This is a genomic window from Streptomyces sp. NPDC002386, from assembly GCF_053593175.1.
On record NZ_JBSFBX010000001.1, the window covers coordinates 594,919 to 619,410 of the forward strand.

At 74.3% G+C, this 24,492-nt stretch carries 24 protein-coding genes; 10 read left to right on the forward strand and 14 right to left on the reverse strand.

Features of this window, described 5'->3' with window-relative positions; genetic code table 11:
• Nucleotide 1 precedes the first annotated feature (1 nt).
• The 7 genes from ACWCPN_RS02665 to ACWCPN_RS02695 form a co-directional block, all read right to left on the reverse strand.
• Nucleotides 2-868: a tyrosinase family protein gene (locus ACWCPN_RS02665; protein ID WP_451201967.1), complete on the reverse strand. Its 867-nt coding sequence runs from the start codon at nt 866-868 to the stop codon at nt 2-4.
• A complete protein-coding gene (locus tag ACWCPN_RS02670; RefSeq protein WP_451201968.1) occupies nt 852-1,340 on the reverse strand; it encodes a tyrosinase family oxidase copper chaperone in 489 nt (162 codons plus the stop codon). The genes ACWCPN_RS02665 and ACWCPN_RS02670 overlap by 17 nt, the downstream gene beginning before the upstream one ends.
• 20 nt (nt 1,341-1,360) lie before the next feature.
• The gene (locus tag ACWCPN_RS02675; RefSeq protein ID WP_451201969.1) at nt 1,361-1,606 is read right to left on the reverse strand and encodes a hypothetical protein; all 246 of its coding nucleotides are present in this window, start codon (nt 1,604-1,606) and stop codon (nt 1,361-1,363) included.
• A 152-nt stretch (nt 1,607-1,758) separates the two neighbouring features.
• The gene (locus ACWCPN_RS02680; protein WP_451201971.1) at nt 1,759-2,256 is read right to left on the reverse strand and encodes a DUF5949 family protein; all 498 of its coding nucleotides are present in this window, start codon (nt 2,254-2,256) and stop codon (nt 1,759-1,761) included.
• Between the two features lie 164 nt (nt 2,257-2,420).
• A complete protein-coding gene (locus ACWCPN_RS02685; protein ID WP_365129686.1) occupies nt 2,421-2,711 on the reverse strand; it encodes a hypothetical protein in 291 nt (96 codons plus the stop codon).
• A gap of 179 nt (nt 2,712-2,890) precedes the next feature.
• The gene (locus ACWCPN_RS02690) at nt 2,891-3,691 is read right to left on the reverse strand and encodes a hypothetical protein (RefSeq protein ID WP_451201973.1); all 801 of its coding nucleotides are present in this window, start codon (nt 3,689-3,691) and stop codon (nt 2,891-2,893) included.
• Between the two features lie 172 nt (nt 3,692-3,863).
• A complete protein-coding gene (locus tag ACWCPN_RS02695) occupies nt 3,864-4,103 on the reverse strand; it encodes a chaplin (RefSeq protein ID WP_199210602.1) in 240 nt (79 codons plus the stop codon).
• A 413-nt stretch (nt 4,104-4,516) separates the two neighbouring features.
• On the opposite strand from ACWCPN_RS02695, the gene ACWCPN_RS02700 reads away from it, so the two are divergent.
• The 8 genes from ACWCPN_RS02700 (at nt 4,517) to ACWCPN_RS02735 (ending at nt 14,013) form a co-directional block, all read left to right on the forward strand.
• Nucleotides 4,517-5,698, forward strand: a complete 1,182-nt coding sequence (locus ACWCPN_RS02700; protein WP_451201975.1) for a glycosyltransferase — start codon at nt 4,517-4,519, stop codon at nt 5,696-5,698.
• Entirely contained in the window at nt 5,695-7,116 is a 1,422-nt protein-coding gene (locus ACWCPN_RS02705; RefSeq protein WP_451201977.1) for an exopolysaccharide biosynthesis polyprenyl glycosylphosphotransferase, read from the forward strand. The genes ACWCPN_RS02700 and ACWCPN_RS02705 overlap by 4 nt, the downstream gene beginning before the upstream one ends.
• A gap of 3 nt (nt 7,117-7,119) precedes the next feature.
• Nucleotides 7,120-8,448, forward strand: a complete 1,329-nt coding sequence (locus tag ACWCPN_RS02710; protein WP_451201978.1) for an O-antigen ligase family protein — start codon at nt 7,120-7,122, stop codon at nt 8,446-8,448.
• A gap of 122 nt (nt 8,449-8,570) precedes the next feature.
• Nucleotides 8,571-10,331 carry a murein biosynthesis integral membrane protein MurJ gene (murJ, locus tag ACWCPN_RS02715; protein ID WP_451202275.1) on the forward strand — a complete coding sequence of 587 codons (1,761 nt, stop codon included), beginning with the start codon at nt 8,571-8,573 and terminating at the stop codon, nt 10,329-10,331.
• Nucleotides 10,315-11,073, forward strand: coding sequence for a polysaccharide deacetylase family protein (locus ACWCPN_RS02720; protein WP_451201980.1), 759 nt, complete (start codon nt 10,315-10,317; stop codon nt 11,071-11,073). The genes murJ and ACWCPN_RS02720 overlap by 17 nt, the downstream gene beginning before the upstream one ends.
• Complete coding sequence (locus ACWCPN_RS02725; RefSeq protein WP_451201982.1) at nt 11,070-12,227, forward strand: glycosyltransferase; 1,158 nt, start codon at nt 11,070-11,072, stop codon at nt 12,225-12,227. The genes ACWCPN_RS02720 and ACWCPN_RS02725 overlap by 4 nt, the downstream gene beginning before the upstream one ends.
• Nucleotides 12,224-12,889, forward strand: coding sequence for a lipopolysaccharide biosynthesis protein (locus tag ACWCPN_RS02730; protein WP_451201983.1), 666 nt, complete (start codon nt 12,224-12,226; stop codon nt 12,887-12,889). Before ACWCPN_RS02725 ends, ACWCPN_RS02730 begins: the two co-directional genes overlap by 4 nt.
• Nucleotides 12,886-14,013: a GNAT family N-acetyltransferase gene (locus ACWCPN_RS02735; RefSeq protein WP_451201984.1), complete on the forward strand. Its 1,128-nt coding sequence runs from the start codon at nt 12,886-12,888 to the stop codon at nt 14,011-14,013. The genes ACWCPN_RS02730 and ACWCPN_RS02735 overlap by 4 nt, the downstream gene beginning before the upstream one ends.
• A gap of 24 nt (nt 14,014-14,037) precedes the next feature.
• On the opposite strand, the gene ACWCPN_RS02740 is transcribed toward ACWCPN_RS02735, so the two are convergent.
• From ACWCPN_RS02740 to ACWCPN_RS02755, 4 genes are all read right to left on the reverse strand, one after another.
• Nucleotides 14,038-15,285: a glycosyl hydrolase gene (locus ACWCPN_RS02740; RefSeq protein ID WP_451201985.1), complete on the reverse strand. Its 1,248-nt coding sequence runs from the start codon at nt 15,283-15,285 to the stop codon at nt 14,038-14,040.
• A gap of 181 nt (nt 15,286-15,466) precedes the next feature.
• Nucleotides 15,467-16,558 carry a chaplin family protein gene (locus ACWCPN_RS02745; protein WP_451201987.1) on the reverse strand — a complete coding sequence of 364 codons (1,092 nt, stop codon included), beginning with the start codon at nt 16,556-16,558 and terminating at the stop codon, nt 15,467-15,469.
• Nucleotides 16,559-16,668: 110 nt separating this feature from the next.
• Entirely contained in the window at nt 16,669-16,896 is a 228-nt protein-coding gene (locus ACWCPN_RS02750; protein ID WP_451201989.1) for a chaplin, read from the reverse strand.
• Nucleotides 16,897-17,191: 295 nt separating this feature from the next.
• A complete protein-coding gene (locus ACWCPN_RS02755; protein ID WP_451201991.1) occupies nt 17,192-17,602 on the reverse strand; it encodes a rodlin in 411 nt (136 codons plus the stop codon).
• A gap of 258 nt (nt 17,603-17,860) precedes the next feature.
• Here ACWCPN_RS02755 and ACWCPN_RS02760 point away from each other — a divergent pair, with 258 nt between their 5' ends.
• Both ACWCPN_RS02760 and ACWCPN_RS02765 read left to right on the forward strand, forming a co-directional pair.
• Nucleotides 17,861-18,271: a rodlin gene (locus tag ACWCPN_RS02760; protein WP_451201992.1), complete on the forward strand. Its 411-nt coding sequence runs from the start codon at nt 17,861-17,863 to the stop codon at nt 18,269-18,271.
• 71 nt (nt 18,272-18,342) lie between these two features.
• On the forward strand, nt 18,343-18,753 hold the full coding sequence (locus ACWCPN_RS02765) for a rodlin (protein ID WP_451201993.1): 411 nt from the start codon (nt 18,343-18,345) through the stop codon (nt 18,751-18,753).
• Between the two features lie 60 nt (nt 18,754-18,813).
• Here ACWCPN_RS02765 and ACWCPN_RS02770 read toward each other — a convergent pair whose 3' ends face one another.
• From ACWCPN_RS02770 to ACWCPN_RS02780, 3 genes are all read right to left on the reverse strand, one after another.
• The gene (locus ACWCPN_RS02770; RefSeq protein ID WP_451201994.1) at nt 18,814-20,766 is read right to left on the reverse strand and encodes an AMP-dependent synthetase/ligase; all 1,953 of its coding nucleotides are present in this window, start codon (nt 20,764-20,766) and stop codon (nt 18,814-18,816) included.
• Between the two features lie 104 nt (nt 20,767-20,870).
• Nucleotides 20,871-21,734 carry an ABC transporter permease gene (locus ACWCPN_RS02775; protein ID WP_451201996.1) on the reverse strand — a complete coding sequence of 288 codons (864 nt, stop codon included), beginning with the start codon at nt 21,732-21,734 and terminating at the stop codon, nt 20,871-20,873.
• Nucleotides 21,731-24,382, reverse strand: a complete 2,652-nt coding sequence (locus ACWCPN_RS02780) for an alpha/beta fold hydrolase (RefSeq protein WP_451201997.1) — start codon at nt 24,380-24,382, stop codon at nt 21,731-21,733. Before ACWCPN_RS02780 ends, ACWCPN_RS02775 begins: the two co-directional genes overlap by 4 nt.
• Nucleotides 24,383-24,492: the final 110 nt, after the last annotated feature.

The following is a 24,492-nucleotide window of genomic DNA, read 5'->3' on the forward strand; positions in this document are numbered from 1 at the left end:
CTCACGCGTACCGGTAGATCCCGCTCAGGTCCTCGAGCTGGTCCGGTGTCACGTCCCAGGGCGGCAGCTTCTGGTGCCGTGCGACGATCCGCCCGTGCTGCCGGTCGCCCGAAGGTGGCGGGCTCGCGGGCAGGTAGCGGTGGCTGCGGTGGGCGAGCTGCCACCGGTGCCACTGCAGGTCGAGGAAGGCGTGGTGCAGCCAGAACACCGGGTCGTTGACGGACGCGCCGCCGAGCATCACACCGCCGACCCAGCGGTGCACCCGGTTGTGGTTGCGCCAGGACGCGCTGCCGCTGCCGGGCCCCCAGCCCTCCAGCTTGTTGCGGAACCCCGTGGTGGCCGTCGAGTCCCAGGGCCGGGCGTCGTAGACCGGATCGTCGAGGGCCCACTGCAACTGGCTCCTGGTGGGCAGCGCGATGGGGTTCGCGGCCCGGCCCAGGTCCCGGGTGAGGTACTTGCCGTCCGTGATCCCCACCCTGATGGTCCAGTGCCCCGCCGAGTAGGCGAACGGGCCGGTCGTCACCTGCCGGTCGGAGCGCCGCCCGTTGCCGCCGAGCAGGTCCGCCGTCCACGGCACGGAGGTCCGCGTACGGTTCCGGGTCCAGTCCCAGTACGGCACCGTCACCGAGGAGTCCACCCGGCGCAGCGCCCGCTCCAGGTCCAGCAGGAACTGGCGGTGCCAGGGCAGAAAGGACGGGGCCATGTGGGCGGAGCGCAGCCCGGTCTCGCCGTCGGCGGCGTAGTGGTCGATGTGCATGCGCACGAACTCGTCGTACTCGCCGCGCCGTTTCAGCTCCAGCAGCGCGTTGACGAACCTGCGGCGCTCGGTGCGGGTCAGCGTGCTGACGTCCTTACGCACGTACGCCATGACGCCCTCCCATGTGGTGCCCTGCCATCTCGCCGACGGCCGGGCCGGGGGCGAGGTCGCGCAGTTGCTGCCCGGGGCCGATCTCGTCGACCGCCGCGCGGGTCGCCTCCAGCGCGGTCGGGTACGAGCCGTAGTGGTCGACCATGCTCAGCCAGGTGCCGTCGGCCCGGCGCATGAGGTGCAGCGGGTGCCCGTCGATGGTGACCTCCCAGTCGCCGTCGGCCTTGCGGCGCCCGGCGATCGGCACCAGGGCGCCCTGGATGCGGCGGCCCCGGTAGGTCTCGTCGAAGGAGCTGCCCCCGGGACCGGGCCCGGCCGGCAGGGGGCGGGAGGCGGCGACGACCGGGGCGAGCGCCAGGGCGGCGCCGGTGCCGAGCAGCGCCCGGGCCGCCTCTCTGCGGGAGACTCTGCGGCCGCCTGCCGCGACCTGCTGATTCGCCCCCACCGCGACGCCTCCGGCACCGACGACCATCTCTCACTCCTCGATCGGGATCAGATGTCCGTATCGGTAACCGACAGGACCCGGGCCGAGTCACCGATGAGGGCCATCCGGCGGTACGCGGCGCGCGGAATACGGCCGGGTGCCCCAGCCGGCCGCCCTGCGACCGGTCGGCTCATCGGTTCTTCACTCATCAGGTCCTCACTCTTGGGGTTTTCGCTCTTCGGGTTTTCGCTCTTAGGACTTTCCTTCCTAGGGTTTTCGTTCCTAGGGTCTTCATTCATCAGCTCGTCGGTCATCGGCTCGTCATTCGTCAGCCGATCACTCTTCGTTTCGTCATTCGTGCGTTCTTCGGTTCATGGGCTCATGCGCTCGTCATTCATCATCCGGTTATTCTTGGGCTCGTCGTTCATCGGCTAGTCGGCCTGGCCCATGGACCGGGCCCACGGCATCAGCCACGCAGACGGCGGGCAGGCAGGACGATGTGCGCGGCGGCCGTGAGGGTCTCCTCGGCACCGGCGAACGCGGCCAGCACGGCCGGTTCCACCACCTTGCCGGGCGCGCCCTCGGGCCACGCGCGGGTGGTGAAGACCAGGTAGGCGTAGCCGCGTGCGGCGACGGCGGCGAGCCACTCCGGCGGGGCGTCGGCCTGCGCGACCAGCTGGGGCATGGTGACGACGGCCTGTCCCGCCTCGACGAGCAGGCTGACGGGCAGGCTGGGTCGTCTGGCGCCGTCGATCACGTCCTGGCCGACCGGAAGCCCGTTGCTGACCAGCAACCGCTCGACCGCGGCGGACGTCGCCTCCGGGCCGCCCTCGGCGTCCCCGAGGGAGTAGCCCAGCAGATAGGGCATGTCGGTGCCGTCGGGTGCCTCGCCGCTCCAGGCCAGGACGACGAGCGTGCCAAGGTCGGCGAGGCGGGCGGGAGGCGCGCTTGAGGTGGAGGTCACCGCGCGACCCTACCGACGGGGTACGGCATGGTTCGGGGGCCTCTCACCCCTTCGGCCCAGTGCCGGGTACCGCTCCACACGATCGAGGGAAGCGGTCTCGAACGCGCCGAGGGCCGGTCCCGCGTGGTGCGGGACCGGCCCTCCTTCGTCGCGTGGCCGGTGTGTCAGCCCTGCAGGGGGATGCCGCCGAGCAGCGGGTTCTGCTGGTTCACGGTGGTGGTGGCGTCCTTGACCGTGTGCAGGACGGAGTCCTTGTTCTCGGTGCTGAGGGCGTCCGACTGGTGCTTGAGCGGCATCACGTCGTGCACGGTGAGGGGGTGGTGGGCGATCGTGTCCACGGCGCCGTTGAGGCTGGTGGGCCTGAGGTCGGCCGAGTTCTGGGCGAACGCGGGTGCGGCGGCGCCGGCGAGGGCCAGGGAACCGGCAACGACAGCGGCGGCCTTGAGGGACTTCATCGTGTTCCTTCCTTCGGCAACTCGCGTCACCCCGGGGAATTCTGACGTCCTGCCTAACGAGTTGCCGTCGGACCGGAAACCCCGTCGCGAAAAGGCATATGAGATGCCCTCGGGTAGGAAGACGCCTCGGCCGTCCCGCGCCGGTGCGCGGGACGGCCGAGGCGGAGGCGGGTAAAGGGTCACCCGGTGGGCAGCGCCGGGACCGCCGGAAGGCTGGGCAGGGCGGGCACGCTGGGCAGCGCCAGGGTCGGTGTCCCGGTGCCGGGGAGGAGCGGCTTGAGCAGGCCCAGCAGGCCGTTCACCACGCCGGTGGCGGCCGGCAGTACGTCGTCGAGGCCGGCGACGACGGCCTTGACCAGGGCGTCGATCGCGCCGGTCAGTGTGGCGAGCACGTCACTCGCGGCGTCCCGGGCGGTGGGCGCCGCCACCCGGGCGGCACCGTCGGCGGCCAGCGGATCCGGCGCGGGCACGTGCATGCCGAGGGTCTGGCTCATGGTGCCGTCGGCGGGGAGCGCGGGCGTGGCGGGAGCCGCGGGACCCGTCGCCGCGGAGGGCGTGGCCGCCCCGGGTACGGCCGCCATGGAGGGCGACGCGGCGGTGGACAGCGTGGGGTCCATGGAGGGTGCCGGAGCGTTCGTCGGCGCGGCCGGTGTGGCGGCGGTCGCCGGAGTCCCGGTGGCCGCCTCGGTGACGGAGCGTTTGGCCGCCTCGCCGAGCCGTCGGGCCTCGGCGGGGGTCAGCCGGCCCTTGTGGAGCGACCGTTCGAGCAGCTCCCTGACGGGTGCGGGGACGGCGCCGGTGCCGCTCAGGGCCTCGATCCGGGCGAGCAGCGGTTCGGCGCCGGGGACGGCCGAGCGGGAACCCGCCTGGGTGCGCTCTCCGGCCAGGTCGGTGGCGACGGCGGCGGAGCCGGCGACGCCGACCAGGAGGGCGGCGCAGAGGGTGGCGGACGCGAGACGCCGTGGGGGCAGCACACGCATGCGGGTTCCTTTCGATGGGGCTGGGGTCTCAGCCCACCGTTGAACCGCCGATGGCGTACCGCAACCGCTCGGCGCCCGGGTGGAGCATCCGGGGGAGGGCGGAACGCGAACCGGCCACCCGTCCGTGCGTGCTGCACGGGCGGGCGGCCGGCGAAGGGGATGCGCCTGGGTGTCAGTCGTTTGCGCAGCCGTTGCCGAACGCGGGGTTCAGCAGGCCGATGACGTCGACGGTGTCGCCGCAGACGTTGACCGGCACGTGGATCGGGGCCTCGATGACGTTGCCCGACAGCACGCCCGGGGAGTTGGCGGCGAGGCCGTCCGCACCCGAGTCGGCGGCGGCCACGCCGACACCGCCGGCGACGGCCGCGACGGCGGCGGAGGTCAGAACCAGACCCTTCGCGATACGCGACATGGAGAAGTGCTCCTTGGGATCGACACAAACATCCGGGCGGGATGCCCAGCGCTGTGTCAACGCGTGGCAGCCGCCGGGGTTCCGCCGCCAAAGGGGTGATGTGCCGCCGAAGCACCCGTTCACCATTCCGACACACATGTCCGGTTTCTTCCGATTAATCCACATGCCGCATAGAGTTGCTGCCCTCTCCACCAGGTACGGGGAGGCCGTACGGCGTACCCCGACTCGCCAACGCGCAGAAGTGTTCGAAGCAGGCCCGGCTCGGCGGCGCGGTGGTGACCAGCCGGGCTTCCGGCTCGTTGTTCAGCGGGACGTGGCGTGGACCGGCGCACACCTCGTGGCCGTGGACGCGCCGGCACGACACGCGTACCAACTCTCAGCCCCGAGCGCCCCTGTGAGCGAGGAACCCGAGAATGCACCAGCCGGCACCCGATCCTCGGCCGCGGGTTCTGCATCTCGCGCAGCCCGTCGACGGCGGGGTCGCCCGTGTCGTGCTCGACCTGGCACGTGCTCAGCTCGCCTCCGGCGTACGGGTCACGGCCGGCTGTCCCGGCGGTGAACTGGGCGCGGAACTGCGGAGGATGGGCGCCGGATTCCGCCCCTGGCGGGCCGCGCGGTCACCGGGGCCGGGGCTGGCCGGTGAGGTACGGCGGCTGGCACGTCTGATCGAAGAGGTGCGGCCCGAACTGGTGCACGCGCACAGCGCCAAGGCCGGGCTCGCCGCCCGGCTGGCGGTACGCGGCCGCATCCCGACCGTGTTCCAGCCGCACGCATGGTCGTTCGAGGCCGTCGGCGGAGTGACCGCGGGCCTCGCTCTGCGCTGGGAACGTCGGGGCGCCCGGTGGGCCGACCGGGTGGTGTGCGTCAGCGAGGCGGAGCGCGCGACCGGCGTGCGGGCCGGAGTGCACGCCTCGTACGCCGTCATCCCCAACGGCATCGACATCGCCCGCTTCTCCCCCGCGCCCACCGCGGCCACGCCCACCGAATCCACCCGCGCCGCGCTCCTGCCGGACCTCGATCCGTCCGCACCGCTCGTCGTCTGCGTCGGGCGGCTGTGCCGGCAGAAGGGCCAGGACGTGCTGCTGCGCGCCTGGGAGCAGGTCCGGCGCGCGGCGCCGGACGCCCGGCTGGTGCTGGTCGGCGACGGACCCGACCGGGACGCGCTGCGCGCGCGGGCGCACCCCTCCGTCCGCTTCGCGGGCGCGGTCGCCGACACCGTGCCCTGGTACCGGGCCGCCGACCTGGTGGTCCTGCCCTCGCGCTGGGAGGGCATGGCCCTCGCCCCGCTGGAGGCGCTGTCCTGTGGGCGGCCCGTCGTGCTCACCGACGTCGACGGCGCCCGGGAGAGCCTGCCACCGGCCCTCGCGCCCCGGTGTCTGGTGCCGGCGGCGGACCCCGTCGCCCTGGGCCGGGCCGTCGCCCTGCTGCTCGCCGACGCCCCCCTGCGTGCCGCCCTGGCGGACCAGGGGCGCCGTCATGTCCTGTCCACGCACGACGTGCGGAACACCGCCGAGCGGGTCGCGGACCTCTACCGCGAACTCCTCGGACCCCGGCCACCCGTGTCCTTCGAGCGCAGGGAGTCCATCCTCTCGTGACCGCGGAAAGTACCGTCCCCTCCACCGGCGGCCAGCCATGGGACCACGGACTCTCGCCCCTCTCGGTGCTGCCCGCCCGCGCCACCGGCGGGTCCCGGATCCCGGTGCGCCGGCCGCCCGCGCGGCCCGCCTCGCCGCTGCCCCTGCTCGCCGCCGACGTGCTCGCCGCGTGCGCGGGCGCGCTGGCCCTGGAAGGCGTCTTCCACCGCCCGTTAATGGCCGCCTTCCTGGTGGCGGGCACGATACTGCTGCGGCCGCGTGCGGCGCGGCCGGTGCTCGGCGTACTCGACGAACTGCCCGCCGTCTGCGGCCGGATCGCGGTCACCTGGCTCGCCGTGGCCACGCTGCGGGCGGCCTGCGACCCCGCTCTGGCGCTGTCCGCCCGCAGCCTGCTGCTGGGCTGGACGCTGCACGCGGCCGTGGCCTGCGCCGGGCGCGGCGCGGTGCACTGGCGGCGCCGCGCCGTCCTGGCCGGCCGCCCGCGCCCGGCGCTGGTCATCGGCCCCGCCGCGACCGCCCAGCGGGTGGCCGCGGCCCTGCTGCGGCATCCGCGCTGCGGGGTACGGCCGGTGGGCGTCGTCGCCGGACACCACGAGGGCCGGGGCGGGCTGCCCGTGCTCACCACGGACGAGGAGGTGGGGCGGGCGCTCATCCAGAACGGCGTGGGCGTCGTCCTCACCGTCGCACCGGCCGTACGCACCGAGCGGGCACCGCTGCTGCGCATGCTCCTCGACGCGGGCTGCACGGTGTGGGAGGTCGACCCGGAGAGCCCGGCGCACGGGTCCGGCGACCAGCTCGCCGGGTTCGCGGTGCGCGGCCTGGACCCGGGTTCCGGGCGGCGCGGGGACCTCGGCAAGCGGCTGCTGGACGTGCTGGTGTCCGGGGCCCTGCTGGTGCCGGTCTCCCCGCTGCTGCTGGTGTGCGCGGTGGTGCTCCGGCTCACCGACGGACCCGGGGTGCTGTTCCGGCAGGAGCGCATCGGCAAGGACGGCCGCCCCTTCACCCTGCTGAAGTTCCGCACCCACCGCCCGGTCGACCAGCACGAGGCGGCCACCCGGTGGAGCGTGGCGGGCGAGCGCGACATGCGCCGCTTCTGCCGCTTCCTGCGGCAGACGTCGCTGGACGAGCTGCCACAGCTGTGGAACGTGTTCCGGGGCGACATGAGCCTGGTCGGGCCGCGTCCCGAACGGCCCTACTTCGTCTCCCTGTTCAGCCAGGCCCACCCCGGCTACGCGGACCGCCACCGCATGCGGACCGGCATCACCGGGCTCGCCCAGATCAACGGCCTGCGGGGCGACACCTCCATCGAGGACCGGGCCCGCTTCGACAACGCCTACATCGACAACTGGTCGCTGTGGCAGGACGTCTGCATCATGCTGCGCACCGCGGTCGCGCTCGTGCGGTCGGCGGGGAGCTGACCGATGAGCCTCGCCCTGCCGCTCCACCGCCCGTTCCGGCCCTCACCGGTGCTGTCCGCCGTGGCCGTGGTCGCGCTGCTCGCGCTGCCGGGCCAGCCCGGCGGCGAGGGCGGCGCGGGCCCGGCCGACGCCGTGTCCGCCGTGGTCGTCGCCCACTGCGCGGTACGGCTCCTGCGCGGGCGCCGGCGCCCGCTGTCCCGCACCGCCGCCGTCGTGCTCGGGCTGCCGGTCGCCGGCCTCGCACTCGCCGCGATGGGCGCGGTGTCACCGGGCGCCGGGATCACCGGCCTCGGCCGCTACCTGCAGATCTTCGTCCTCGTACCCGCCGCCGTCCTCCTGCTGATCCGCGACCGGCGCGACTTCCGGCTGCTGGCCTGGTCGCTGGTGGCGCTCGCGCTGTGGCAGGGGATCCTCGGGGTGCACCAGTACGTCACCGGCACGGGGGCGTCGTACGAGGGCGAGGACGTCCGCGCGGTGGGCACCTTCGGGGCGTCGGACGTGATGGGAATGGCGACGGTGGTCTCCTTCGGGCTGGTCTGCGCGGTGGGCCTGGCGCTGGGCCGGGCCACGGGGCGCGAGCGGTGGACCGCGGCGGCCTGCGCCCTGGCCCTGCTGCCGCCGCTCGCCCTGTCCTTCAGCCGGGGGGCCTGGATCGCCACCGTCGTGACCGTCACCGTCCAGCTCGCCCTGGCCGGTCCGCGCCGGGCGCTGCGGGTGGGGGCGGCGGCGGTGGCCGCGAGCGTGGTCCTGGTGGGCGGGTTCGGGGTGGGCACGGCGATGCTGCAGGAGCGGTTCGACAGCATCGCCCAGGTCGCCGACGCGCCCGACCAGTCCGTCACCGACCGGTACACCATGTGGGCGGCGGCCACCGACATGTGGCGGGATCATCCGCTGACCGGCGTCGGTCTCAAGGGCTTCCCCGAGTACCGGGACGGCCACGCCTCGCTCGCGCTGTCCTCGGGCAGCGACACCGCGGGCGCGGGCGCCGCCTTCCGCCGCCAGCCGCTGCTCTCCCCGCACAACATGTACCTGCTGGTCCTCGGCGAGCAGGGCCTTCTCGGGCTGCTGGGGCTGGCGGGCGGCTGGCTGGCCCTGCTGGTGTGCGCGCTGCGGAACCAGTGGCGGACCCGGCGTTCGCGCGGGGGCCGGGAGTGCGCGCTGGTCGCCTGCGGACTGCTGGTCTGGCAGCTCGTCGACTTCGCCTACGCCGACATCGGCGGCCCCTCGACCGTGCTGACCGCGGTGTGCCTCGGACTGGCCGCCTGGTGGGCGCTGTCCGGCACCGCCACGGCGGAACGCGACCCGGAGCCGGGAGAGGCGGCCGCGCGGTGACGGCGATCCCGTCCCGCGAACCTCGGGACCCCCGGGCACCCGCCGGGCCGGCGGCGGAACCCGAAGCCGGTGGGCCGGCCGGGCCGGCGGCGGAATCCGCCGGTGCGGGACCGGCGGGCGGGCTGTCCGTACCGGCCGCGCGGACGGCCGTACGAGGGGACGCGACGCCCGGAGCGGACGCCACGCCCGGAGCCGAAGCCAGGGCCGAGGCCGGAACCGCAGCCGAGGCCGGGACCGCAGCCGGAGCCGGCACCGCCCCGGCGTCCGGAACCGCTCCAGAGACCGGCCGGGAGTCCGCCGCCGCTCCCGGACACGCCCCGCCCGTCCCCCGTTTCCTAGCCCGCGCCGCCCTGGTCACCGCCTCCCTCTCGGTCGCCGGTGCCCTCCTCGGGCTGGTACGCGACCAGTCACTGGCCCGGCTCTTCGGGGCCGGACGGGACACCGACGCCTTCCTGGTCGCCTGGACCGTGCCGGAGTTCGCGGCCACGCTGCTCATCGAGGAAGGGCTGGCGTTCGCGCTGATCCCGGCGTTCAGCGCCGCCCTGGCCCGGCGTGCGCAGGGCGCCCCCGGCGATCCCGTGCGGTCCCTGGTGGCGGGCAGCCTGCCCCGGCTGTCGCTGGCCTTCACGGCGGTGGGCGCGCTGCTCGCCGCCGCCGCGCCGCAACTGGTCGGGGTGCTCGCGCCCGGGCTGCCCGACCCCGCCCTCGCCGTCGACTGCACCCGGCTCACCGCGACCTGCGTGCTCAGCTTCGGGCTCGCCGGGTACTGCAGCGCGGCGCTGCGGGCCCACGGCCGCTACCTGGCCCCGGCCGCGATCTACGTCGTGTACAACATCGCCGTCATCACGGCGATGTTCGCGCTCGGCGGCCACTGGGGGGTGCGTTCGGCGGCGTTCGGGGTCGCGGCCGGCGGGTGCCTGATGGTCCTGGTCCAACTTCCGGACCTGGTCCGCCGGTTGCGTGATCGCACGGTGACGCGAGCCGCCTCCGGGGACGCCGCGGCCGCCCGGCCCGTGGACGTCACGCTGATGGCCACGGTGCTGCTGTTCGGGCTGTGCCGGCAGTCGCAGGTGCTCATCGAGCGGTTCCTCGCCTCGCAACTGCCCGCCGGAGCCATCTCGCACCTGAACTACGCGCAGAAGGTCGCGCAGATCCCGATGATGCTGTCGATGATGCTGTGCACGGTCACCTTCCCGGTGGTGGCCCGGGCCCTCGCGGACGGCGACACCGAGCGCGCCAGGACGCGGGTGGAGCGCGATCTGGCGGTGGCCGCCGCCCTGGTCCTGCTCGGCACCGCGGCCGTTCTCGCCTGCGCCCCGCAGATCATCCAGCTCCTCTTCCAGCGCGGCGCGTTCACCGCCGCCGACACCGCCGCCACCGCGGGCGTCATGCGGGTGTACGCCCTCGGCCTGCTCGGCCAGACCCTGACGGGCGTGCTGGTCCGCTCCCACTTCTCGGCGGGCCGCGCCACCTGGTACCCGCTCGCCGCCATGGCCGCCGGCATCGTCGTCACCTCCTGGACCGGCGCCTGCGCCATCGGCTCCTGGGGCGTCCTCGGCATCGCCGCCGCCAACGCCGCCGGGATCACCGTCACCGCCGTGCTGCTGCTGTCCGGGCCGGCCTCGCGCAGCGTGCCGGTGCGGGCCCGGGGCGTGCTGCGCGAGCTGAGCCGGCCGCTGCGGGCCGCGGCGGCGGCCACCGCCGCGGGGGCGTTCGCCGCGAGCCTGCCCGCCGCCCCGCTCGCCGGCCTGCTGGCCGGCGGCACCACCGTGACCGTCGTGTTCGTCCTGCTCGGCCACGCCCTGGGCGCCCAGGGCTGCACCTTCGCCATCCGATTCGTCCGCACCCTCGCCGGAAGGCTCGCCCATGCCGTCCTCCGTTGAGTCGCCCCGCCGCGCCGCCGCCGGACCGGGCCGCGTCCCGTGGATCGCCATGTACCACTCGGTCGGCGACCGCGCCGACGACCCGTACCGGATCACCGTCACGCCCGGCCGGCTGGAGCGGCAGCTTCGCTGGCTGCGCGGCCGCGGCCTGCGGGGGGTGTCGGTGCGCGAACTGCTCGCCGCCCGGGCCCGCGGACAGGGGCGCGGCCTGGTCGGGCTCACCTTCGACGACGGCTACGCCGACTTCCTCACCGGCGCGGCCGACGTGCTGGCCCGCTGGGAGTGCACGGCCACCCTGTTCGCGCTGCCCGGGCGGCTCGGCGGCGACAACGCGTGGGACCCGCTGGGCCCGCGCAAGCCGCTGCTGACCGCCGACGGCATCCGGCGCGCGGCCCGGGCGGGTGTGGAGATCGGCTCGCACGGTCTGACCCATGTCGACCTGACCCGGGCCGACGACCTCACCCTCAAGGCCGAGACCGTCGAGAGCCGGGCCCTGCTGGAGACGCTGACCGGCGCTCCGGTCACCGGCTTCTGCTATCCGTACGGCAGGGTCGACGCCCGCGCCGCCGAGGCCGTGCGGGAGGCCGGCTACGACTACGCCTGCGCCATCGCCCCCGGCGCGCTGACCGGCCCGTACGCCCTCCCCCGGGTGTACGTCGGGGAGCACGACACCGATCTGCGTCTGTCGCTGAAGTACCGGCTGCACCGGCTGCGCCGCCGTCCGGTGGAGGGGCCGCGGTGAGGGCGCTGCACATCATCACCGGGCTCGGGGTGGGCGGCGCCGAGCAGCAACTGCGGCTGCTGCTGCGGCACCTGCCCGCGCGGTGCGACGTGGTGACGCTGACCAACCCCGGGCCGGTGGCCGACGGGCTGGCCGCCGACGGGGTGCGGGTGACGCACCTCGGGATGAGCGGCAACCGGGACGTGGCGGCGCTGCCCCGCCTGGCCCGCGTCATCCGGCGCGGCCGCTACGACCTCGTGCACACCCATCTCTACCGGGCCTGTCTGTACGGCCGGCTCGCCGCCCGGCTGGCCGGGGTGCGCGCGGTGGTGGCCACCGAACACTCCCTCGGCGACTCCCAGATGGAGGGGCGGCCGCTCACGGCGGGCGTGCGCGCGCTGTACCTGGCCGGCGAGCGGCTGGGCCGGACCACCGTCGCGGTCTCCCCCACGGTCGCCGACCGCCTCGCCCTGTGGGGGGTGCCCCGGCCGCGCATCGCCGTGGTGCCCAACGGCATCGACCTGGACGGCTTCCGCTTCGACCCGGTGCGGCGGCGGCTCACCCGCGCCCGGCTCGGGCTGCCGGACGACGCGTTCGTCATCGGCGGCGTCGGCCGGCTCGCTCCCGGCAAGCGCTTCGACGTCCTGATCCGTGCCCTCGCGCAGCTCCCGGACGACTGCAGGCTGCTGCTGGTCGGCGGCGGCCCGGAGGAGGCCGCCCTGCGCCGGGCCGCCGAGCGGGCCGGCGTCACCGGCCGGGTGCTGTTCACCGGTGAGCGGCCCTACGCCCCGGACGGCTCGCCCGGTCCCGAACTGCCCGCGCTGACCTCGGCGATGGACGTGCTCGCGGCGCCGTCCACGGAGGAGGCCTTCGGGCTGGCCGTCGTCGAGGCGCTGGCGGCCGGGCTGCCGGTGCGCTACGCCTCCTGCCCGGCCGTCGAGGACCTGCCGCCCGAGGCCGCCCCGGACGCGCTGCGCGTCACGGGCGGCGCCGACGCCTACGCCCGCGCGCTCGCCGGGGTGCGCGCCGCCGGGCCCGGCCCCCGCACCGCTCCCGAGGCACCCCGCCACTACTGCATCACCCGCAGCGCCGCACGGCTCATGGACGTCTACACGGCGGCGCTCGCCGGCACGTTCCCCAGGTCCCGATCTCCCGAGAGAGTCAGCTCGCCATGACCGAGAATCCCACCCGGCACTCCCGCCCGGCCCGCTTCCGGCGCCTGCGCGCGCTCCCGCCCTGGTCGCTGGTGGCGGCCGGCGTCCTCGCGGGCGGGCTGGCCGGCGGCGCGTACGGCGTGCTCAAGCCGCCGGTGTACACGGCCACCAGCTACGTCATCGCCGTGCCCACCGAGAGCTCCGACTCCGCCGCCGCGGTCGGCTTCGCCCAGGCCTACGGCCGGGTCGCCACCGACCTCGCGGTGCTCGGCGACGCGCAGGTGTGGGCCGGGGTGCCGGTGAACACCCTGCGCGGCAGCGTGCGCACGGCCACCTCGCCGGACGCCCCGATGGTGGCCGTCTCCGCCACTTCGGGCCGCCCGGCCAAGGCCGCCGACATGGCCAACGCGGTCGCCCGCTCCCTCGCCCAGCACGCCAACGCCACCAAGGCCGACACGCATGTCGAGCTGGTGCAGTTCTCCCGGGCCCCGCGGCCGACCGCGCCCACCTCGGCCTCCCCCGTGGTCACGGGCCTGGTCGGGACGAGCGCGGGCGGACTGCTCGGCGCCCTGGTGCTGCTGGTGCGGCCGCGGCGCCGGCCCGAGGACGAGGCCGGGGCCGAGCTGCGCCCGGCGTCGGTCCCCGGCCCGGCCCTCGCCTCCGACGCCCACGGCCAGCTGTGACGGCCCTCTGCCCGGCGGTCCGGGCCCACACCACCGACCTGGTCACCGACGCGGACGCCTTCGCCGCGCTGGCCCCCGCCTGGGGGCGGCTGTACGAGCGGTGCGCCACCGCGACGCCGTTCCAGCACCACGCCTGGCTGCACTCGTGGTGGCGCTCCTACGGCGGCCCGGGCCGCCTCCGGGTGCTGCTGGTGCGCTCCGGTGACGAACTGGTCGGCGCGGCGCCGCTGATGCTGGTCCACCGCCCGCTGCCCGCGCTGGTGCCGCTGGGCGGGGCGATCTCCGACTACGGGGACGTGCTGCTGGACGACGCCGACGACGGGCCCGCGGCCGACGCCCTCGCCGACGGCCTGTGGGACGCGGCCCGCACCGCCCTGGTCGACTTCCGCGAGGTGCGGCCCGGTGGTGCGGTGGAGCGGGTCTACGACCGCTGGCGCGGACCGCGCCGCACCATCCGCGACTCGCTGTGCCTGGAACTGCCCGCCGTCCCGCTGGCCGAACTGGCCGCCCGGCTGCCCACGAAGCGGGCCCAGCGGGTGCGCGCGCAACTGCGGCGGCACACGTCGCTGGGTGTGGAGCGGCACGTGGCCCGGCCGGACGAGGCGGCCGCGGCGCTGCACCGGATGCTGGAACTGCACCGGCTGCAGTGGCAGGAGCGCAAGGTGACGGCCGAGCACATGCTGCCCCGCTTCCGCGAGCATCTGGTGCGCGCGGTCCCCGAGCTGGTCCGCTCCGGGAACGCGGTCGTCACCGAGTTCCGGATCGGCGCCGACGTGCTCGCCGTCGACCTGACGCTGCGGTCCCGGAGCCTGGCCGGCGGCTACCTGTACGGCGCGCATCCGCGGCTGCGGGAGAGCAAGGCGGACGTGGCCGTGATGCTGCTGGACGCCTGCAGCGAGCAGGCCGCGCAAACCGGCGGCGCGGACGGAGCGGGCACGCTGAGCCTGCTGCGGGGCAACGAGCCGTACAAGATGCACTGGCGGCCCGAACCGGTCGCCAACCAGCGGCTGCTGATGGCCCGGCGGCGGACCGCGCCGCTGCTGTCGGCCACGCTGTTCGGCGCGTCCGCCCGGCGGCGCGGCGGCAGCGTGCTGCGCCGGTGGCGGGAGCGGCCGTCGGGCTGACGCCGGGGCCCGCCGGCCGCGGGCTCACCAGTCGAGGCAGAACTTCCGGCCGAGCCAGTTCTCCAGCCAGTCGTGCGGGTCCGGGGCCGGGCAGTCGCCGGCCGGCTCCGGTGCGGGCGCGGTGGACCTCGTGGGCTGCGGGGCCGGCGTGGAGGCCGTCGGTGCCGGAGCGGCCGGCTGCTCGCCGCGGCCGTACAGGAAGGACCGGTAGACCTGGGACGAGCGGGGGTTCTGCGCGCACTGCCACACGCCGTGCGGACAGTAGTCCGTGAGTGTGTTGTACAGCGGCTTGTGTTCCTCGATCCAGGCCAGCATGCCCCGCATGTAGGCGGTGTCGTCGCCGTTGCGGAAGAGCCCCCACTCCGGGTAGGAGACGGGCTTGTGGTGGGCCTTGGCGAAGTCGACGTGCTGCCGCAGCCCGTAGGGCTCCTTCACCTGCTCGTCGAACGACAGCCCGGCCGGCTGGTCGTAGGCGTCCATGCCGATGATGTCGACGGTGTCGTCCCCGGGGTAGCACTCGGTCCAGGGAACGGCGTCCCGGCCGCGGCTCGGGGTGAAGTCGAACCGGAACCGCTGTCCCGGCACCGACCGCATGGTCCTGACGATCCGCTTCCAGTACGTCTTCCAGGCCGCCGGGTCCGGCCCGCAGCGGTGGGTGTAGGTGATGCCGTTCATCTCCCAGCCGAGGACCAGCACGGTGTCGGGCACCTTCGACTCCACCAGCCGCTCGGCCAGCGTCCGGAAGTGCTGGTCGAACTCCCCGGCCGCTCCCTGCCGGAGCAGCTCGCGCACCTCTTCGTCGGAGACGTTCTCCTCGTTGCGCTCCTGCATCGGCACGTTGAGCACGAGCGTGCGGTCGGCCTGCGCGCGCCGCCACGCCGCCCACGCGTCCAGGAAGCCGGGCGGGGCCTCGATGTCGGTCCAGCTGCCGCCGGGCAGATAGGTGTGGGCGACCTTCGGTTCGGTGCCGCCGAGCCAGCGGCGCAGCCCCGACATCCGGGCCACTCCGAGCGGACCCGAGTCGAGGAAGGCACCGAAGGGAGCGATCCCGGCGGCCCCCTTCGTGGGCTGGGGCGAGGCCGCGCCGGGGAGCGTCGCCGGTGCGGAGGCCGTGGGTGCGCCGGCCGCGGACGGGGGCGCCGTGGGTGCGGGTGGCGCCGGTGCGGAGGTCACCGGGGTGGGGGCGGGTCCCGCGGCCAGGACCGCCGCGACGGTGATCCCGGCCGCGATCAGCGTCAGCCGGTACCGGGCCCTTCGCCGTTGTGGAGCCATGCCGGGATCCTCCCTCTCCCGCACGCCCGCCTGCTCGCCCGGCGGCTGCTGTTACTGACACCCAGTCATACGAACGGGGGCTCCGCCAACGCGGTTACGTCTTACAGGTGGCCGCACCCCCCGTACGGCCGAACAGCCGGGGTGCCGGGCACGGGGGCACCGGCACCCGGCACCCGGCACGTCAGCGACGGGACGCTGCGCGGCGGCCCCGGCGGTAGAGGGTGGTCCCGGCCACGATCAGCGCGGCGCTCGCCGCCGAGGCCGCGATCATGGCTTCGGCGTTGCCACCGGTGTGCGGGAGGTGGGGCCTGCCTCCGTGATGGTGGTGGTGATGCCCGTGGCCGCCGTAGGGCGGAGGCGTGTCGTCGTCGCCGTACGAGGGCGGCGTCGAGTGGTCGTCGTCGCCGTAGGAGGGCGGCTTCGCATGGTCGTCGTCGCCGTACGACGGCTTGGGAGAGGGTTCGTCGTCCCCGTACGACGGCTTCTGTGAAGGCTCGTCGGTCCCGTACGAGGGCTTCGGGGTGGGCTCGTCCTGACCGTACGACGGCTCGGGAGAGGGCTCGTCGTCGCCGTACGAGGGCTTCTGGGTGGGCTCGTCGTCCCCGTACGTGGGCTTCGGAGCGGGCTCGTCGTCCCCGTACGAGGGCTTCTGGGTGGGCTCGTCGTCGCCGTACGAAGGCTTCTGGGTGGGCTCGTCGTCGCCGTAGGAGGGCGGGGCCGAGTGCTCGTCCTTGCCGTAGGAGGGCGCGCTGGTGGGCTTCTCCTCCCCGTACGCGGACGGGGAGGAGTGCTCCTCATCGCCGTACGAGGGCGCCTGGCCGGGCTCCTCGTGCCCGTACGAGGGTTCGGCAGAGTGCTCCTCTTCCTCCTTCGAGGGACCGTCGGCCTTGTCCTCCTCGCCGTGCGAGGACGCAGATGAATCGTTTCCCTTGTTGGGCGCGGGAGCCTGGGCCACGTCGTCGCTGTAGTCGGCCTCGTCCTCCGGGTCGGCGTTGGTGGCGCCCCTGCCCTTGTCCCCGTCACCGCCGGACTCGTGGCCGCCGGCACAGGAGCCGGAGACGGGGTTCAGCGCGGCGGTGCCGTTCGCGGAGCCGCCGCAGACGTCGGCCGGGGTGTCGGCCGGGGCCTGGACGGTGTTGCCGGAGACCATCCCGGACGACTGCCGTGCGGCGCCGTGCGCGTCCGAGTCGGCGAGTGCCAGGCCGCCGTACAAGGACAGCATGCCCGTCGCGGCGGCGGCCACGATCACGCCCTTGCTGAGGGTCTGTCGCAATGTCGTTGTCTTCCTGCTCGTAGAAATGGGAAAGCCGGCCCCGGAACGAGAAAAGAGGTCCGGGGCCGGCCACGACACAGCCGGTGGGCTGAGGCGTCGGGTTACTGCACTCAGTCGTTGTCGCACTTGGCGCCGAGCGCCGGGTTCAGCGCCCCGATGACGTCCACCGAGTCGCCGCAGGCGTTGACCGGAACGTGCACCGGCACCTGGATGGTGTTGCCCGAGACAACGCCCGGCGAGTTCGCGGCGACGCCCTCCGCGCCGGAGTCCGCGAACGCGGGGGCCGCCCCACCCAGAGCCAGGATCGCGCCGACGAGCACAACAGCGCTCTTGTTCATGAGACTTTCCCTTCTCTGCGGTCATGCCCTTTTGACGGCCGAAACCCACGAGCGGCTTCGGTCGAGCGAGCACAGCTTCAACGGCTCGCACCATGACCGGCAGTTGTAAAACGAGGAATAGACAGCGGAAGAAACTACGGAACGCATACCACCCGTCAATTCACTCGAACGCCCCCACAGAATTGACACCTTGGCCGACATCGGCCCATTTCCACGCGCGCGGGAGCATGAGAAACCGCCCGGCGGGCACGCGGACGTCCGCGTGCCCGCCGGGCGGTCTCGGGGTTCGGCCGGCTCAGTTGTTGCCGGCGCCGTTGCCCGCGAGTACGGAGATGTCGTCCAGGACGTGCGAGACCGGCTCGTCGCCCTTGGCCTGCGTCGAGTTCTCGGCGCACTGCTGGGTCTGCGGCGAGGACAGGACGGGGATGTCCTGCGCGCCCACGTTGACGCCGGCGAGGAGGGACTGGACGTCGGCCTTGGCCGGGAGGCCCACACAGAGCTTGTTGAGCGAGCCCTGGACCAGGGTGGCCTGCGGGCTCTGGCTGCCCGAGGTCACGCTGTTGCCGAACGTCTCCTTGGCCTCGTTGCCGCTGAGCGACGTGGTGCCGTGGTCGTTGCCGATGGCAAGCGCCTGGGGGGCGGCCGCCGCCGACACACCTACGACGGACACGGCGACCGCCGCCGCGGCCATTGCCTTCTTCAGCATTTCGCTTTCCTTTCGTGGCTTCTCGCCATGACGCACGTTCCTGCGCTGGCATCAACCCGGCCCGCACCCATTGGTTGCGGGGCGTCACCCGATCGGTGTGCCCGGCGTCGCGCGTCCCGTGAAATCGCCGCGGGACCGGCCGGTCGGGGCCCCGGAGGGTGGCGTAGGCCATCGGAGTGAAGGGGAGCAACCCGGCGACCGAAGGGGAGTTGACCAGGGGGCTCCGGTGGACGGGGTGTCTTCTGAAGGGAATCGCAAGTGATCAAGAAGGTTCTGGCCTCTGCCGCGGTCGCCGCCTCCGTCGTCGGGTTCTCCGCCACCGCCGCGTCGCCGGCCCTGGCCACCGGCAATGACAGCGGCACCACGTCGTTCAGCGGCAACGGCGCCTCGCAGGCATTCGGCAACTCCGCCACCTACGGCTCCATGAGCCCGCAGCTGGCGCTCATCCAGGGTTCCTTCAACAAGCCCTGCGTCGGCCTGCCTGCCAAGCTCAACGCGCAGTCCATCGCCTCCGCGCTCAACGTCGGCGTGCAGGACATCCCGGTGCTGTCGTCGCCGCAGACCCAGCAGTGCACCGAGAACTCGACACAGGCCAAGGGTGACGAGCCGCTGTCGCACATCCTGGACGACATCTCCGCGCTGTCCGCCAACGGCACCGGCAACAAGTGACCCGGGACCTCCCCCTCCAGCCGACTCTCCCGCGGCTCCTTGCGGAGCACGCGTCTCGAAAGGGAACCACCATGAAGAAGCTGTGGGCGACCGCGGCCGTCGCCGCCTCCGTCGCCGGTCTCGCGGGCGTGGCGGCCCCGCAGGCCCTCGCCATCGGCAACGACCACGGCACCACGTCGCTGAGCGGCAACGAGGCCGAGTCGACGTTCGGCAACTCCGCCACCTTCGGTGACCAGAGCCCGCAGCTCTCGCTGGTCCAGGGCTCGCTGAACAAGCCGTGCGTCGGCCTGCCCGCGAAGGTCCAGGCGCAGTCCGTGCTGGCGCTCATCGGGAACGTCGGCGTGCAGGACATCCCGGTCCTGTCCTCGCCGCAGACCCAGCAGTGCACCGAGAACTCGACGCAGGCCAAGGGCGACGAGCCGCTGTCGCACGTGCTCGACGACATCTCCGCCGTGTCCGGCAACGGCACCGGGAACGGCTGAGCGCACCCTTCGCGGCGGTGGGCACCGGTTGCTTCCGGTGCCCGCCGCCGTCGTGCGTGCTCAGCCGCGGTACAGCGCCTCGATGTGCTCCGCGTAGGCGGCGGTCACCGCGTGCCGCCTCACCTTCAGCGACGGGGTCAGCAGCCCGTTCTCCTCGGTGAACTCCCCCTTGACCAAGGCGAAGGCGCGGATCGACTCGGCGCGGGAGACGGCCGCGTTGGCGTGGTCCACCGCCTTCTGCACCTCGCGGCGCAGCCGTTCGTCGTGGACGAGTTCGGCGAGCGGCGTGTCCGCCGGGAGCTTTCGCACCGTCAGCCAGTGCGCCACCGCCTCCGGATCGAGGGTGATCAGCGCGGCGACGAAGGGCCGGTTGTCCCCGACGACCAGGCACTGGCCGACCGGGGAGCGGCTGCGCAGCCGGTCCTCCAGGACGGCCGGGGAGACGTTCTTGCCGCCGGAGGTGACCAGGATGTCCTTCTTGCGGCCGGTGATGGTGAGGTAGCCGTCCTCGTCGAGGCGGCCGAGGTCGCCGGTGGCGAACCACTCGTCGGCCAGAACGGCGTCCGTGGCGGCCGGGTCGTTCCAGTACCCACCGAAGACCACTCCGCCCTTGATCAGCACCTCGCCGTCGTCGGCGACGCGTACGGCCACGCCCGGGACGGGCAGGCCGACCGTGCCGGGGCGGGGGGTGAGCGGGGGCACGATGGTGGCGGCCGCGGTGGTCTCGGTCAGGCCGTAGCCCTCGTAGACGACGATTCCGGCCCCGTTGAAGAAGAGGTTGAGGTCGCGGTCCAGCGGGGAGCCGCCGCTGATGGCGTAGCGCATGCGGCCGCCGAGCTCCCCGCGGATGCGCCGGTAGACCAGGAGGTCGTACAGGGCCCAGGCGGCGTACAGGCCGGGGCCCGGGCCCTTGCCGGTGCCGAGGAACTTCCTGAGGTACGCCTCGGCGAAGCGCACGGCGATCCGTTCGGCGCGGTCGAAGGAGGCGCCGCGGCCGATCCTCTCGGCGGTGGCGCGCCCGGTGTCGTGGATCTTCTCGAAGAGGTACGGCACCCCCACGAGGAAGGTGGGCCGGAACTCCTTCAGCGCGGGGCGCAGTTCGTCGGGCCTGACGCTCGGGAAGTGGCCGGTCTCGATACGGGCCATCAGGCAGGCGAGCTGCAGGGTGCGGCCGAGGATGTGGGCGAGCGGCAGGAAGAGCAGGGTGGAGGCGGTCCGTCCGGTGACCGCCTGGAAGACCGGGTGCAGCAGTTCGACCGTGTTCGCGGCCTCGGCGTGCAGGTTGGCGTGGGTGAGGACGCAGCCCTTGGGGCGGCCGGTGGTGCCGGAGGTGTAGCAGAGGGTGGCGATGGTGTCGGGCGTGAGGGCGGCGCGCCGTTCGGCGACCTCGTCGTCGCCGACGTCGTGGCCGAGGGCGACGAGGTCGGCGAAGGTGCCGCCCGGCACGGCGGACGTCCCGGTGTCCCCGGTCGGGGAGAGCTGCCAGACGCGGGGCCGGCGGGCGTGGCTCGCGGTGCCGGCGAGGACCGTCGCGGTGTTCTCGGCGGTCTCGGTGACCACGTACCGGGCGCCGGAGTCCCGGACGATCCACTCCACCTGGGCGGCGGAGGAGGTCGGGTAGACGGGCACGGACTGGCCGCCGGCCGCCCAGATCGCGAAGTCCAGGACCGTCCACTCGTAGCGGGTGCGGGACATCACCGCGACCCGGCCGCCCGGTTCCAGACCGGCGGCGATCAGCCCCCTGGCGACGGCGGTGACCTCCGCGGCGAAGGCGGCCGCCGTCACCGGACGCCAGGTCTCCTCGGCGCGGCGGCGCAGGAGCACCGCGTCCGGGGTCCCGGCCGCGTGGGTGAACGGGAGGTCGGCCATGGAGCCGCCGGTGAGCGGTGCCGCCAGGGGTGCCGCCCGCACTTCACGCACGGTGCCCCCGGAGTCCCTGACGACCTCCACCGACCCGCGTGCCGCCAGGTCGGCGCGCCGCCGTGCCCGCTTCAGATCCCTGCGTACGCCCATGACGGCTCCCGGTCGCGGCTGTGGCGAAGGTTCTTACTGCCGGGTCAACTTACTCGTAAGTAAGGAAACGTCAACGGTACGCGCGGCGGCCGGTCCGGCCGCGCTCAGGAGACGATGTCCTTGCGCGCGAAGCCCCGGAAGGCCAGGGCGAACAGCACCACGGCGTAGGTCACGGAGATCGCGGCGCCCTGGACCATGCCGGACCACTCCGGGTCCGGCTGCACGGCGTCGGCCCAGGCGAACTGCCAGTGCGCGGGCAGGAAGTCCCGCCAGTGACCGAGGGCGGTCACGGCGTCCAGGACGTTGCCGACGATCGTCAGGCCGACCGCGCCGCCGACCGCGCCGAGCGGGGCGTCCGTCCTCGTCGACAGCCAGAACGCCAGTCCCGCCGTGACCAGCTGGGACACGAAGACGTAGGCCACGACCACCACGAGCCGCTGCGCCGCCGTGCCCGGGTCCAGCGCGCCGCCGGTGGGGATCTGGAGCGGACCCCAGCCGTAGGCGGCCGTGCCGACCGCCAGGGCCACGACCGGGAGCAGCACCATCGCGGCGAGGCTCAGCCCGAGCCCCACGGCGAGCTTGGACAGCAGCAGCCGGGTCCTCGGCACGGGCGCGGCCAGCAGATAGCGCAGGGAGGACCAGCTCGCCTCGGAGGCGACCGTGTCCCCGCAGAACAGGGCGACCGGGATGACCAGCAGGAAACCCGCCGAGACGAACAGGTTGACCGCGGCGAAGTTGGCGCCGGACGCGGTGGCCGTGTCCATCAGCGTGACCCGGCCGTCGCGGCCCGAGGGCTCGCCGCCGATCGCGAACGCGACGAGCAGCACGAACGGCAGGACCGCGAGGACGCCGCCCATGATCAGCGTGCGGCGCCGCTTGAGCTGGCGGACCAGCTCCACACGCAGCGGCAGCGTACGGCCCGCGCGGTACCCGGGGGCGGCCTCGACGGGCTCGGTGAGCGTGCTCACGGGGCACCTCCGATCAGGGTGAGGAAGGCGTCTTCCAGGCGCCGGTGGGGGCCGACCGAGGCGACGGGCACCTCCAGGCGCACCAGTTCCACGACCAGTTCCTCGGCGGTGCCGCCGGGTTCGAGACGGACGAGCAGCCCGTCCTCGGTGCGGACGGCCGAGGCCACGCCGGGCAGGGCGGTGACCTTCTCCACCACCGGCTCGTCCACGGGCGTGCCGGTGCCGACCAGCAGCGTGTCGCCGGAGCCGACTATCTCCCGCACCGGTCCCGCCTGGACGAGCCGGCCGCGGTCCATCAGCACCAGGTGGGTGCAGGACTGCTCGACCTCGGCGAGGAGGTGGCTGGAGACGATCACGGTGCGGCCGGCGGCCGCGTAGCGGATCATCACCTCGCGCATCTCGCGGATCTGGGGCGGGTCGAGGCCGTTGGTGGGTTCGTCCAGGATGAGCAGGTCGGGCAGGCCTAGCATGGCCTGGGCGATGGCCAGGCGCTGGCGCATGCCCTGGGAGTAGGTGCGCACGGCGCGGGCGAGCGCGTCGCCGAGGCCGGCGATCTCCAGGGCCTCGTCGAGACGGGCGTCCTCGGGCGGGCGGCCGGTGGCCCGCCAGTACAGCTCCAGGTTCTCCCGGCCGGACAGGTGGGGCAGGAAGCCCGCGCCCTCCACGAAGGCGCCGACTCGGGACAGCACCGGCGCGCCGGGCCGGACGGCGTGGCCGAAGACGCGGATCTCCCCGTCGTCGGGCCCGATGAGGCCCATCAGCATGCGCAGGGTGGTGGTCTTGCCCGCGCCGTTGGGTCCGAGCAGGCCGAGGACCTGGCCCTTCTCCACGCGGAAGGACAGCTCGCGCACCGCGTACCGGTCGGTGGACCTGGCGTACCGCTTGCTCAGGTCCGTTATCTGCAGCGGGACGTCGGCGAGCGCCGGGTCGGGCGCGGGGGCGGTCGTGGGGCGGCGGCCGGTGAGCAGCAGGGCGAGCGCGCCCAGGGCCCCGGCCAGCGGCAGCCACCACACCCAGGCGGGCAGCGGCGCCGCCGCGGTGGTGAGGGCGGGCGCGGTCGGCACGCTCAGGTCCGACCTGAGGGAGACGGTGTACGTGGCCGGGGCGGCCGGTGAGGCGTAGCCCAGGTCGGTGGAGGCGAGGACCAGGCGGAGCCGGTGGCCCTTGCGCACCTCGTGGTCGATCGCCGGGAGGGTGACGGTGACGTCCTTGCCGGCCTTCGCGCCGGTGATCCGCAGGGGCGCGACGAGCTGGGAGGGCAGCACCTGCCGGGTGCCGCCGGGGCCCACGTCGTACACCTTGCCGAAGAGGACGGCGTCGTCGGTGGTGGAGGTGACGTGGACGGTGGCGGTCGGCGAGCCGGTGATCCGCAGGTCGCGGGTGAGCGGGGCCGAGTCGAACCGGGCGTACTGGCCGGGGAAGTCGAGGGAGACCCCGACGCCGAGCGCGGAGAGCTGGGAGAGGCCGCCGGAGCCGCCCAGGCCGGGCAGCGCGGAGACGCCGGGCGGGCTGGCGCCGGCCGGGTTGGCCACGTGCTGCTCGCGGCCGGTCAGGGCGATCGCGCGCGGGTGGTCGCGCAGGCCCGGGTAGGCACCGGCGCTCGCCCCGCGCAGCAGGGCGGTGCCGTCGGTGGAGTCGACGCCGCCGGTGCGGGTGACGCGGAAGGCGGGGCCGGTGCCGGTGGACCCGTCGCCCTTCAGGTAGTGGTCGAACCAGGCGGTCACCCGCCCCCGCACCCGGCCGTCCTCCATGTCGCCGCCGTCGTGCCCGCCCGCGATCCAGTCGACGTCCACGGGGGCGCCGTTCTCGCGGATCGCCTTCGCGGCGGCGTCGGACTGGGCGAGGGTGAACAGGGAGTCGGTCTGGCCCTGGACCAGCAGGGTGGGCACCTCGATGCGGTCGGCGACCGCGACGGGCGAGCGTTCCCGGAGCAGTTCGCGGGCGGCGTCGTCCGGGGTGCCGGACTCGGCGACCCGGTCGTACATCCGGCACAGGGCGGGCTCGAACCGGGCGCAGCCGCCGCCGGTGTTGAAGAAGACGCCGGCCCAGAGCTTCTTGAAGACGCCGTCCGGGAAGAGGGCGTCGGCGAGGTTCCAGTAGGTGACGGCCGGGGCGATGGCGTCGACGCGGCGGTCGCGGCCGGCGGCGAGCAGGGAGATCGCGCCGCCGTAGGAGCCGCCGGTGACGCCCACCCGCGGGTCGCCCCTGCCGTCGAGGCGGACCTGGGGCTGCCCGGCCAGCCAGTCGATGAGCCGGGAGACGTCGGCGACCTCGTGCTCCGGGTCGTTCAGGCCGATCTTCCCGGTGGAGCGGCCGAAGCCGCGGGCCGACCAGGTCAGCACCGTGTAGCCGGCGCGGGTGAGGTCCTCGGCCTGCTGCCGCACGTCGTTCTTGCTGCCGCCGAAGCCGTGCGCGAGCAGGACGGCGGGGCGGCGGCCGGCGGAGGCGCCGGTGAAGTAGGAGGTGTCCAGCCGGGTGCCGTCGGCCATGGTCATGACCCGGTCGGTCCGGTGCACCCGGGGCGGGTCGTCGGACGCGACGGCCGACCAGGTCCCGGCGCCGGCGAGCACCACGACGGCGGCCGCGGCGGCCAGCAGCCGGCGCGGCCCCTTCAGCGGTCCCCGCGGTACGGGCACTCGAAGATCCATGCATCAACGGTACGGGCCGCCACCGACGGCGCATGCGGCCCAGGGGGTGAACCGCCGCCCTCCTTGCGGCGTACGGGCCCCCTCCCCCGTACTCCAGGCGCGGTACCGGG